Raw genomic sequence first — 11,073 nt, 5'->3', positions numbered from 1 at the left:
GCTGTTACAGTGATTTGGCGCTGCTAGTTCAGCGCTGCTCCGCTTTTAATTTTAATTGTCGGGCTTGCTGCTGCAAACTGGCGCGCACGAGCAATTCGCGATCTTCATCACGGATCAGTTTAAACACCACTTTGATCAGATAGCCATCTGTGGTTTGTTCAGCGCTTAATACTTGACCAAAACAAAAAACCGCCCCAGCATTGTCAGCAAGAAATAACTTCACTTCAACTGCTTGCAGTGCTGGCATGGCGCTATCAGTCTTAAAGGTGAGGCCAGCACCACCGTAGCTTTGCGTATGATGGCGATACGCCGCAACATCTTGTTGTTGTAAAACGTAATGCAGCAGCAAATCGAGCTTTTTTGCTTGCTGTTGCAAGTAGTTCGCTAACTCTTCGGCTAATTCACCGACGCGTTGTAACGAGCGCAGTGCATTCATATTCAGTTGGCCCACATTCCCGGCTAACAAAAAAGGCTCGGGGATGGCCGCCGTAAAGTCTGCTTCGCTTGGCAGAGGCATACTCAGTGGTACCACATTAATGGCAATGCGATGCTCAACTTTGAAATACTGTTGAAAATCTTCGGCTAGGCTATCCAGTTCAGAGCTCATCTGGGTTCTCCCGGGTTGGTGCTTGTCATTGCACCGAATTATCACTATTATCGGCACCACTTTTACGCTAATTTATCATCTAACCTAGGTAAAGTCCTGAAAATTCACATGCACCTTCCAGTCAGCCTGTTTATTGGCTTACGTTATAGCCAAAGTCGCAAGGGTAATGCTTTTATTTCGTTTATCACCCTGTTTTCTGTTGCCGGTATTTTACTTGGGGTGATGGCGTTAACCATTGTCAGCTCGGTTATGAACGGCTTTGAGGCGGAATTAAAGCGTCGCATCTTAGGCGTGGTGCCCCATCTTATTGTGGAAGCGCCACAGGGGGATACCCGCTGGCAACAACGCTTACAACAACAAGCCAAGGTGTTGGATATTACCCCATTTCTGCAAACTGAAGCCTTAGTGCAAGCGCCTCGGCAATTAACGGCCGTGATGCTGCAAGGCTTAACACCTGAGCAGTTACCGCAGTTTTTAAGACAATCTTTAGCACTGGGCGATTGGCAAACATTAAGCGAGCAGCGTTATAGCATCATGCTCGGCCGCGGTTTAGCCGAACAGCTGGATGTGCATTTAGGGCAACAAATTCGGGTACTATTAGCGCAAGGTGGCAGCCATACGCCCTTAGGCTGGATGCCACGCCAGCGCTTATTTACCGTCGCTGGAATTATTGATACCGGCTCTGAAGTGGATAGTGTTATCGCGATCACGGCGCAAGAAGATTTAATGCGGTTATTGCCGGTTGCCGAGCGCACGCCGAGTTGGCGGGTCAGTTTATTAGAGCCTTTTCAAGCGCCGTTGTTAGCTGAGCAATTATCAGCTGATACGCAAATAGGCTCAGTGCAAGATTGGCGGCAGAGCCATGGAAAATTATTTGCGGCAGTGGCCATGGAAAAAGCCATGATGTGGCTGATGTTATTACTGATTGTCGCTGTGGCGGCCTTTAACATTGTGTCAGCCTTAGTGATGATGGTTACCGAGAAACAAGCAGAAGTGGCGATTTTAAAAACCCAAGGCATGACCGACCGCGCGCTATTTTTTGTGTTTGCTATACAAGGTTTATTTAACGGGTTGCTCGGTGCTGTGCTTGGTGTGATAGCTGGCGTGTTAGTCAGTTGGCAGCTTAATGCGTTATTAGATCTGTTCAATTTCCAAGTTGCAGGCGGTATTCAATTACCTGTGTTAATGGATGCCAGCCAAATTGCCACCATCTTCATTAGTGCTATTGGCTTAACCTTGCTCGCCGTGTTGTATCCAGCTTGGCGTGCGGTAAAAATTAATCCGGCGGAAGTATTACGCGATGAATAATGTTCTTGAAGCCTCTCAAATTTGTAAAACTTACCGTGATGGCCAGCAGGTCACCGAGGTGTTGCATCAGGTTAATTTAACCATTGCCAAAGCTCAAATGGTGGCCATTGTGGGCAGTTCAGGCTCTGGCAAAAGTACCTTATTGCATATTTTAGGCACTTTAGATACGCCAGACAGTGGCAATGTGCAGATCGCTGGACAACAGATTGCTAAGCTCAGCGCCAATCAAAAAGCCAGCTTGCGTAATGAAAAACTGGGTTTTATTTATCAGTTCCACCATTTGTTAATGGATTTTACGGCGGTTGAAAACGTGGCCATGCCCTTACTAATCCGTGGGCAAGCCCCTGTCGAAGCGAATGCCGCCGCCACCGCTTTGCTAAGCCGAGTGGGCTTGGCGCATCGTTTAACCCATAAACCGTCTGAATTAAGCGGCGGCGAGCGGCAACGCGTTGCTATTGCTCGGGCATTGGTGACTAAACCCGCTCTAATTTTAGCCGATGAGCCCACCGGTAATTTAGATCAGCAAACCGCAGAGTCTATTTATCAATTGTTACGTGAGCTTAATCGTGAATTTGCCACCAGCTTTGTGGTGGTGACCCACGATCGTGCCCTAGCGGCTCGCTTAGACAAACACTATTTGATGACAGATGGTCGTTTGGAGCCTGCGCCATGAATGCTCTCGTTTGTCAACTGGCGCGACGTTATCGCAATACTCGCCATACCAGTGGCTTTATTCGCTTTATTTCGGCTTCATCGACCTGGGGTATTGGCTTAGGCGTAGCGATTTTAATTTTAGCGCTGTCGGTGATGAATGGTTTTGAGCAGGCACTAAAACAGCGTTTGTTGGCGGTGATCCCGCATGTTGAATTAGAGTCAGTGGAAAATAACTTACAGCAATGGCAAAGCAAGCTACCGCGCTTAAGCGCTGTAAAAGGCGTAATAGCGGGCGCACCTTATATTAAAGCCAACGGCATGCTGCGTGCGGGGAGCCAAATTAAAGCGGTACAGCTGCGAGGTATTGATTTGCAACTTGAACAGCAACTCAGTGACTTCGCCACTTACTTACAAAGCGGCAGCCTAGAGACCTTGGCGGCAGAGCAAGTTGTGCTAGGCAGCGGTATTGCCGCGGCACTGGGTTTGCGGGTCGGTGATAATGTGCAATTAATGCTTCCTCGTTTTACCGATGATGGTCGTTTAGCCAGTTATTCTAATCGAGTGCTGAGTGTCAGTGCCATTATTGGGGTGGGCGGGCAACTCGATTATAGCCAAGCGTGGCTGGGTTTGGATGCATTAGCCGATTTTTTAGCTATGCCAGAAGACACCGTACACGGTTTAGCCTTTCGTTTAGACGATATCTTTGCGGCACCGGCCATGGCACGGCAACTCGGGCAGTTGTCGGATGATTATGTCTATCTGCTCGATTGGTTTCGTAGCCAAGGCCATGTTTATCAAGATATACAAATGGTGCGCGCCATTTTATATTTGGTGTTGTCGCTGGTGATCGCCGTGGCCTGCTTTAATATTGTCGCGACCTTGGTGATGGCTGTGCGGGAAAAAGAATCGGATATTGCCATTTTGCTAACCATGGGCATGCGACCGGCGGCATTAATTAAAACCTTTATGTTGCTAGGCTGGCTAAATGGTTTGGTTGGCACCTTAGGCGGGGCCGTTGTTGGCGTGTTACTGGCACATTACATTGAGCCGATCTTTGCTTTTGTAACCTCGACACTTGGCAAATCGTTATTAGATCCGAGCATCTACTTTATAGATTACGTGCCGTCGTTATTGCTGTGGCAGGATGTGGTCGTTACGGTGCTGTTGGCATTGGGCTTAAGTTTATTATCGACGCTGTATCCGGCATTTCGTGCTAGTCGGGTGCAACCGGCAAACGTGCTGGGACAACGATAACAACCCCCGTTGTGTTTTATTCACACTTTTTAGTGACTCTCTGCCTAAAGCAATACTAATTAAACCCTTAGTTTTGTTTTAGGCGATTTTTATGCCGTAACAAGCGCGCAAGTTTTTCTTTCTTTACCGATAAACGCCATAACCAGTCAATGGCAAAATAGCCAACAATGCTGGCGGTAATGCCCATTAATAAACAGCCGGTCATTAAAGGTTTGCCGATGGTTTGCATGCTATGCCACAACCAACCAAACGAAGCTTCAAAAGCAAAGGGCTCGGCAGGCGCTTTAAGTACCACACTGCCAATCAGATAACAGAGATACAGCATCACCGGCATGGTGAGCGGGTTTGAAATCCACACTAACGCCACACTTAACGGTAAATTAACGCGTAAGGGTACGGCCATCAGCGCCGAGAATAGCATTTGAAAAGGAAAGGGCATCCAGGCCCAAAAAAGACCGACAGCAAAAGCGCCGCGCGCAGAGCGGCGGTTTAAGTGCCATAAATTACCATCGTGCAGCATCGAACCGAACAGATTTAATAACTTCATCTGCTTGATTTTTTCTGGAGATGGTAAATATTTCTTAATAGTCTTCTTTGGCATTACAACCTATTTACGAAAAGTAAACATGCAACACTTTTGCACAGGTGTATTAGCTGGCTGCCTATTGTCGTTATTTTTACCGCTTCCGCCAGCTTTTTTTCAATATATTTTTCTAGCGGCTTTTCTAGTCAGCTGCCGCTTTCGGCTGTTTTTTTTAGCCGGTTGCAGCGCGTTTATAGTCAGTTGGCATTGGCAGTTGTCTGCATACTGGCAGGCACAAAATGCGTTGTTAAACTCAGCAAGCAGCTATCACGATGTGCGGATTGTCAGTTGGAGCGATCACGGCATTGGTGATTTAACAGTGAAACTGCAACTACAGCAAAGCTCATACAATCAGTATCTGCTCTCTGTGCGCTGGCGACAAGCTCCAAGCCTCGAAAATAATCAACTTTGGCGTTTACCATTAAAATTGCGACCGGTAGCACAGAGTTGGACTCCACTGTCACGGCCTCGTTCGCTGCAAGCCTTATTGCAAGGTGTGATTGGCGAGGGATATGTGTTGCCAGAGCAGCCAACTATCTTATTACAGGCCCCTGTGTCAGCCAGAGAAACCATCATTACCCAGCTAAAAACGTTGACTGCATCCCTTAGCAGTGCACCATTGCTGTTAGCGTTAACTGTAGCAGAGCGACAATTTGATGCGCAATTGTGGCAAGGGATCCGGCACAGTGGCTTGGGACATATTTTAACTATCTCGGGTTTACACCTTGGCTTAGTCTATGGTTGGAGCCTGTTGTTATTTAGCGGGTTGTTGCGCCTTAGCCCCTGGCGATTTAATGTGGAGCTGGCTTTATTACTCAGTTTGTTGCCGGTTTTAGGCTATGGCTGGTTGGCTGGTTTTACCATCCCAACATTACGCGCGGCCGTGGCCTTGGCTATTTTTGTGCTGAGCCGATTATTACTGCGCCCCTTAGCCAAGTCTCAAGCGTGGTTGCTGTTATTGGCATTATTGCTCCTGGCCAATCCATTGTGGTTACTCAGTTATAGTTTTTGGTTGTCGATGTTAGCCGTAGGCTGCATTGTGTTACTGCTGTGGTGCTTAGCCCCTGCAGCGCCACAGCGCTGGGCAAAATTACGTTACTGGTTGCGGTTTCAATTAGCATTAACCTTGTTAATGTCATTTATTAGTATGGCTTTTTTCTCGGGTGTTAGTGTCTTATCCATTCTCTCTAATCTGTTGTTTGTCCCTTGGTGTACGTTGCTCGCGATCCCGTTTTTATTGATCACGGTCTGTTGGAGCTTGGCGGGCTTGCCTTATGTTCAATGGCTCTGGCAGTTAACCGATGGGTTGTTTATTCCCTTAATGATATGGTTAGAATGGAGTGCCTCTCAAGCAGTGTGGTGGAGTTTACCTCAGCTCTCCCCCCTGACAGCGTTTTTACTGTCTGGGGCCTTAGCAATGCTGCTAGCCTGCCGTGTAAAGGGCTCGCTGTGGCTGTTATGGCTTACTGTGGTGGTATTAATGATCTGTTTACCGGTGAATGTTCACCCGCAATTACAGCTAATCGATAGCGGGCAGCGCACTGTATTATTATTACAGAAACCTCATAACGCTATCTTATATTTAGATGCCCCTGCGACACAGTTGGAAGGGCTGGTACGCCAGCAGGTATTACCTTTGTTACAACAGCAACGGATGCGGCAATTGGGGCCGGTCATTATACCGGCACTTGAGCGAGAAATGGCGCCAGCCTTGGCGTTAATTCAACAAGCTTATCCAATGGCAAAATTTTACAGTGCGGTAGCGGCATTACCAGAAGTGCAGACCTGTACTGAATTAGTTGCAGCTTATCCTGACATTGGCTTTCGGCATTGGTTGTTAGCTAAAGCCGATCCCTGTGTGCTCAGTGTTGATATGGCAGGCTGGCAATTGTTGTTGCCAGGTAAGTTGCAACAAGCTCAAGAGCGGGCATTATTGCAGCAGTATGCTGATTTAACCGCGGATATTTATTTACTGGCAGATTATGGGCGCGCCAACGCTAATTCATTAGCTTTTTTACAATCTTTAGCGCCACGGCAATTGCTATTAGCGGCCAACGCACAAGGGCCTTATACTTATCCACAAGCTGGCGTGCAACAACGGATTAACTTATTGAATTTACCGCTGTATCATACTGGGTTACAAGGCAGCTTGCAGATTGAATTTACGGCTGAAAAACTGCGCATTCGCCAAGAAAATAGAGAAAAACACTACCCTTGGGCAGAAAAGCCGACAGCAATAGCTGAAACCTCTGCCTCAACACGCTAGAATAGCCAGATGATAACGATAAAAGGTTTAGAATTTTGCAGACAGAGCAAACAACGTCATCGGCGGTTTATCGTCGGTTACTCAGCTATTTAAAACCCTACCGCTTAGGTTTTGTCGCCGCCATTATCGGCATGGTGGGGTATTCAGCGGTAGATGCAGGTTTTATTGCCTCGGTACAGCCGTTTATTGACCGCGGCATTCAAGAAAAAGATACTGAATTTTTACGCCTAGCGCCTTTAGTGGTCATTTTGATGTTTATCTTGCGTGGCATTTTTCACTTTACCGCAACCTATTGTATTAGTTGGGTGGGTAATCAAATTGTCAAAGACATGCGACAGCAATTATTCAGCCATATGATGCGTTTACCGGTGAGCTTTCATGATAAACATTCTACCGGTGAGCTGATCTCTAAAATCACCTATGACTCAGAGCAAATCAAACAATCTTTAACCAAAGCCTTGATAGTGTTGGTACGTGATGGCGCCTTGGTACTGGGTTTAATTGGTGTGATGTTTTGGTATAGCTGGCAGCTCTCGTTAATCTTCTTTTTAATTGCACCGGTGATCGCCGTTATTGTTAGCTTTGTCTCGAAACGCTTTCGCAAGTTAAGCCATAAAATTCAACATGCGATGGGCGGCGTAACGACCGCTTCTGAACAAATGCTCAATGGGCATAAAGTCATTTTAGCCTTTGGTGGCCAAGCGGTTGAAGATGCGCGTTTTGAAGAAGTGAATAATCAAACTCGCTTACAAGGCGTGAAAATGGATGCTACCTCGGCCATTAGTTCTGGTGTGATCCAACTGATCGCCTCTTTTGCCCTGGCTTTTGTGGTGTTTATGGCCAGTCAACCGGAAATGCTTGATACTCTAACCGCCGGTATTTTCTCTGCCATCGTCACGTCGATGGTCATGTTATTAAAGCCACTAAAACAATTAACCACGGTAAATAGCGAGTTTCAACGCGGTTTAGCCGCCGCCGCCAGTATTTTTCGAGTTATGGACGAAGCCGCGGAGCGGGAAACGGGAACCATTGAATTACAGCAGGCCAAAGGCGACATCGAGTTTAAACATGTCACCTTTAACTATCCTGGCCATCAGCAGCAGGTTCTCGACGATGTGTCGTTTCACGTGCCTGCAGGTAAAACGGTGGCGTTAGTAGGGCGTTCAGGCAGTGGTAAAACCACCATCTCCAGTTTATTACCGCGTTTTTATGAGGTAGAGCAGGGCGAGATTTTAGTGGATGGTCAAAACATTCAATTGTATAGCCGCAGTTCTCTGCGTCATCAAATCGCCGTAGTTTCTCAGCATGTGATGCTTTTTAACGATTCAATCGCCAATAACATTTGTTACGGTATGGCAGAGCCGGTCAGTCGCGAGCAATTATTGGCAGTTGCCGAGCAAGCACATGTGTTGGAATTTGCTAAGAAGATGCCTGAGGGACTCGATACACAAATTGGTGAAAACGGCGTCAGTTTATCTGGTGGCCAGCGCCAACGTATTGCCATTGCTCGCGCGTTATTACGCCAAGCGCCAGTACTGATTTTAGATGAAGCCACCTCGGCTTTGGATACAGAATCTGAACGCAAGATCCAAGCTGCTCTTGATGTGCTGTTAAAAGGGCGCACCAGTATTGTGATTGCCCACCGCTTATCAACCATTGAAAATGCCGACAGCATTATTGTGATGGATCAAGGTCGTATTTTAGAGCAGGGCACACACGCCGAATTATTAGCGCGTGATGGTGTTTATGCTTCGTTACATAAATTGCAGTTCGGCTCTGAAAAATGACCGCACTGGAGCGTGGCTGGTATCAAGGTCGATGGTGGTGTTATTTACTGGCGCCATTTAGCCTGTTGTTTTGGTTATTGTCGACCTTGCGCCGCACGTTATTTCGCCGAGGCATTAAACGCCATTATCGTTTAACGGTGCCGGTTATTGTTGTCGGCAATATTACTGTTGGCGGTACGGGTAAAACGCCGTTTACGTTATGGTTATGCCAGTTATTGCGCGAGCAAGGCTTTACCCCGGGCATTATTAGTCGGGGCTATGGCGTAAAATTAACGGCGCCACGTTTAGTTACCGCTAACTGCATGGCAAATCAGGTGGGGGATGAGCCACTCTTATTGGCTCAGCGCAGTGGTTGTCCAGTGGTCGTGTATCCGGATCGTGTTAGCGCCGGCCAACATTTGCTGTCACGTTGCCCCGACGTCGACATTATTATCTCTGATGATGGCCTACAGCATTATCGATTAGCGCGCGATCTAGAAATTGTACTGATTGACGGTCAGCGTGGTCTGGGGAATGGCTGGTTACTGCCAGCCGGCCCCTTGCGCGAGTTGCCTTCTCGTTTAGCCTCAGTAGATTTTACGGTGGCAAACAGTGGGCCATTAGACGGTGTTGATGGCCACATGACATTAACCGTTGTTGCTGCGCGGCCCCTTTTGGCTGAGCAACCGGCGTTAGCGATGTCGACATCGGTTCAGTTAGTGGCGGCAATTGGCAATCCAGCACGTTTTGCTCGTTCGGCGCAAGAGGCCGGTTTTAACATTGCAGGGCAGCATTTCTTTGCCGATCACCATCCTTTTAGCCCTGACGATTTTACCGATTTGACACCCCCGCTGTTAATGACGGAAAAAGATGCGGTAAAATGTCGGTCTTTTGCCAAAAGCGGTTGGTACTATTTAGCCGTTCAGGCGCGGTTAGATCCCCAATTTACTGAGCAACTAAGCAAAAAACTTAACTTATTACGGAGTCAATATGGCCATGAATCTGGCATTGATTGATATTTTGGCCTGCCCGGTATGTAAGGGTAAATTAAAATATGACAAAACAGGCGAGCGCTTGATCTGCACCTTTGATCAACTGGCTTATCGTTTAAGCAATAATATCCCGGTGTTACTGGCGAATGAAGCAACACCATTAAGCTCAGAAGAGTGTGAAAAATGGCGTTCATAGTCGTTATTCCTGCTCGCTACGCCAGCTCTCGCTTACCGGGTAAGCCGTTAGCGGATATTGCAGGTCAAAGCATGATTGAGCGTGTGTATCGACAAGCGATACAAAGCGGTGCCGAGCGCGTGCTGGTTGCGACCGATGACCAGCGGGTTGCCGCTGCAGTGCACGAGTTTGGCGGTGAAGTATGCATGACGGCGGCCAGTCATAATTCTGGTACGGAACGCTTGGCCGAAGTGGTCACTCAATTAGGTTTAGCTGCAGATGATATCGTGGTGAATGTGCAGGGCGATGAGCCTTTTATCCCACCGCAAATTATTCGTCAGGTAGCAGAGAATTTAGCGCTGCAACAAAAAGCTCGGATGGCCACTTTAGCCGTGCCGCTGCATGATCTTGCTGAGCTGAAAAATCCGAATGTGGTGAAAGTGGTAACCGATCATGCTGGTTACGCCTTATATTTTAGTCGTTCAGCCATTCCGTTTGACCGGGACGAACGTTACCGTGATGCCCTTGCAACACACTATCGGCGGCATATTGGCTTATATGCGTATCGTGCGGGTTTTATTGCCGATTACGTGGCGTGGCCAACATCAACCCTGGAACAAATTGAAGCGTTGGAGCAGTTACGAGTGCTGTGGCAGGGGGAAGCCATTCATGTGGCGACAGCCATAGAAACGCCGGCGGTTGGCGTTGATACCGCAGAAGATCTGGCGCGAGCCATTGCTTTTGCCACGCAACAACATGTTTAAATCGCTGACTATCGTCGATAGTACCGCAGATTTTGTGGTTATTAATAAACCCGCAGGCTTAAGCTTTCATTCGGAAGAGGGGCCGGGGGTAGTGGCCATTGCCGAGCAACAGTTAGGCGAAAAGCTGTTTGCGGTGCATCGATTAGATAAAGTCACCTCGGGTTTATTGCTATTGGCGCGCAATACTGTTGCAGCCGCAGAATTTACCCAATTATTTAGTCGTCGGCAAATCCAGAAATGTTACTTGGCGTTAAGTGCAGCACGGCCTAACAAAAAACAAGGTTGGGTGAAAGGTGCCATGCAGCCTGGCCGACGCGGCGGTTGGAAGTTAACCTCAGCACAACAGGCTTTAGCGGTCACGTATTTTGTTAGCCAGGGCTTTGAAAACTTACCGTTTCGCGCTTATTTGCTGCGGCCTTATACCGGTAAAACACATCAATTACGCGTGGCGTTAAAAAGTCAGGGGGCGCCTATCCTAGGCGATAGCTTATATGGTGCTGCAGAGGCCGACCGCGTTTATCTGCATGCCTATGCCTTGGCGTTTCATTTTGCTGGCACAGAGTATCAATATCAATTATTACCCGACAGCGGTGAGCAGTTTCTGGCGTTAGTGCATCACGGATTACCCGGATCGTGGCTAACACCATGGCAATATGCTTGGCCCGCGGCACCTAGCTTGCCGTTTGAGCGTTAACAGGAAGAAG

The 11,073-nt window shown here is 47.8% G+C and carries 11 protein-coding genes; 9 read left to right on the top strand and 2 right to left on the bottom strand.

Annotation, left to right across the window (positions count from 1 at the left end; all coding sequences use genetic code 11):
* Positions 1-28: 28 nt before the first annotated feature.
* On the bottom strand, positions 29-607 hold the full coding sequence (locus JAO78_RS03815; RefSeq protein ID WP_226750030.1) for a PilZ domain-containing protein: 579 nt from the start codon (positions 605-607) through the stop codon (positions 29-31).
* 108 nt (positions 608-715) lie between these two features.
* On the opposite strand from JAO78_RS03815, the gene JAO78_RS03810 reads away from it, so the two are divergent.
* Genes JAO78_RS03810 through JAO78_RS03800 form a run of 3 tightly spaced genes read left to right on the top strand, consistent with a single transcriptional unit; the run spans position 716 to position 3,823 of the window.
* A complete protein-coding gene (locus JAO78_RS03810; protein ID WP_226750029.1) occupies positions 716-1,915 on the top strand; it encodes a lipoprotein-releasing ABC transporter permease subunit in 1,200 nt (399 codons plus the stop codon).
* Positions 1,908-2,588, top strand: coding sequence for a lipoprotein-releasing ABC transporter ATP-binding protein LolD (lolD, locus tag JAO78_RS03805; RefSeq protein WP_226750028.1), 681 nt, complete (start codon positions 1,908-1,910; stop codon positions 2,586-2,588). The genes JAO78_RS03810 and lolD overlap by 8 nt, the downstream gene beginning before the upstream one ends.
* Positions 2,585-3,823 carry a lipoprotein-releasing ABC transporter permease subunit gene (locus JAO78_RS03800; RefSeq protein WP_226750027.1) on the top strand — a complete coding sequence of 413 codons (1,239 nt, stop codon included), beginning with the start codon at positions 2,585-2,587 and terminating at the stop codon, positions 3,821-3,823. The genes lolD and JAO78_RS03800 overlap by 4 nt, the downstream gene beginning before the upstream one ends.
* Positions 3,824-3,890: 67 nt before the next feature.
* Here the strand turns inward: JAO78_RS03800 and JAO78_RS03795 are convergent, their stop codons facing one another.
* A complete protein-coding gene (locus JAO78_RS03795) occupies positions 3,891-4,424 on the bottom strand; it encodes a DUF2062 domain-containing protein (RefSeq protein ID WP_226750026.1) in 534 nt (177 codons plus the stop codon).
* Positions 4,425-4,620: 196 nt separating this feature from the next.
* Here JAO78_RS03795 and JAO78_RS03790 point away from each other — a divergent pair, with 196 nt between their 5' ends.
* The 6 genes from JAO78_RS03790 to JAO78_RS03765 are packed head-to-tail and all read left to right on the top strand — an operon-like array spanning position 4,621 to position 11,063.
* A complete protein-coding gene (locus JAO78_RS03790) occupies positions 4,621-6,672 on the top strand; it encodes a ComEC/Rec2 family competence protein (RefSeq protein ID WP_226750025.1) in 2,052 nt (683 codons plus the stop codon).
* Positions 6,673-6,707: 35 nt separating this feature from the next.
* A complete protein-coding gene (msbA, locus tag JAO78_RS03785) occupies positions 6,708-8,459 on the top strand; it encodes a lipid A export permease/ATP-binding protein MsbA (protein ID WP_226750024.1) in 1,752 nt (583 codons plus the stop codon).
* Positions 8,456-9,454 carry a tetraacyldisaccharide 4'-kinase gene (gene lpxK, locus JAO78_RS03780; RefSeq protein WP_226750023.1) on the top strand — a complete coding sequence of 333 codons (999 nt, stop codon included), beginning with the start codon at positions 8,456-8,458 and terminating at the stop codon, positions 9,452-9,454. The genes msbA and lpxK overlap by 4 nt, the downstream gene beginning before the upstream one ends.
* Positions 9,429-9,626, top strand: coding sequence for a Trm112 family protein (locus JAO78_RS03775; RefSeq protein ID WP_226750022.1), 198 nt, complete (start codon positions 9,429-9,431; stop codon positions 9,624-9,626). Before lpxK ends, JAO78_RS03775 begins: the two co-directional genes overlap by 26 nt.
* A complete protein-coding gene (gene kdsB, locus JAO78_RS03770) occupies positions 9,614-10,369 on the top strand; it encodes a 3-deoxy-manno-octulosonate cytidylyltransferase (RefSeq protein WP_226750021.1) in 756 nt (251 codons plus the stop codon). Before JAO78_RS03775 ends, kdsB begins: the two co-directional genes overlap by 13 nt.
* Positions 10,362-11,063 (top strand): pseudouridine synthase, encoded by a 702-nt coding sequence (locus JAO78_RS03765; RefSeq protein ID WP_226750020.1) that lies wholly within the window; start codon positions 10,362-10,364, stop codon positions 11,061-11,063. The genes kdsB and JAO78_RS03765 overlap by 8 nt, the downstream gene beginning before the upstream one ends.
* Positions 11,064-11,073: the final 10 nt, after the last annotated feature.

Origin of the sequence: Alishewanella maricola (genome assembly GCF_016343785.1) — a bacterium.
GTDB lineage: Bacteria > Pseudomonadota > Gammaproteobacteria > Enterobacterales > Alteromonadaceae > Alishewanella > Alishewanella maricola.
This window is presented reverse-complemented; position numbering and strand designations above follow the sequence as displayed.

What these genes read in the sequence shown, in the direction of transcription:
- JAO78_RS03815 (WP_226750030.1), bottom strand. Translation starts at nt 607, where the DNA reads ATGAGCTCTGAACTGGATAGCCTAGCCGAAGATTTTCAACAGTATTTC.
- JAO78_RS03810 (WP_226750029.1), top strand. Translation starts at nt 716, where the DNA reads ATGCACCTTCCAGTCAGCCTGTTTATTGGCTTACGTTATAGCCAAAGT.
- lolD (WP_226750028.1), top strand. Translation starts at nt 1,908, where the DNA reads ATGAATAATGTTCTTGAAGCCTCTCAAATTTGTAAAACTTACCGTGAT.
- JAO78_RS03800 (WP_226750027.1), top strand. Translation starts at nt 2,585, where the DNA reads ATGAATGCTCTCGTTTGTCAACTGGCGCGACGTTATCGCAATACTCGC.
- JAO78_RS03795 (WP_226750026.1), bottom strand. Translation starts at nt 4,424, where the DNA reads ATGCCAAAGAAGACTATTAAGAAATATTTACCATCTCCAGAAAAAATC.
- lpxK (WP_226750023.1), top strand. Translation starts at nt 8,456, where the DNA reads ATGACCGCACTGGAGCGTGGCTGGTATCAAGGTCGATGGTGGTGTTAT.
- JAO78_RS03775 (WP_226750022.1), top strand. Translation starts at nt 9,429, where the DNA reads ATGGCCATGAATCTGGCATTGATTGATATTTTGGCCTGCCCGGTATGT.
- kdsB (WP_226750021.1), top strand. Translation starts at nt 9,614, where the DNA reads ATGGCGTTCATAGTCGTTATTCCTGCTCGCTACGCCAGCTCTCGCTTA.
- JAO78_RS03765 (WP_226750020.1), top strand. Translation starts at nt 10,362, where the DNA reads ATGTTTAAATCGCTGACTATCGTCGATAGTACCGCAGATTTTGTGGTT.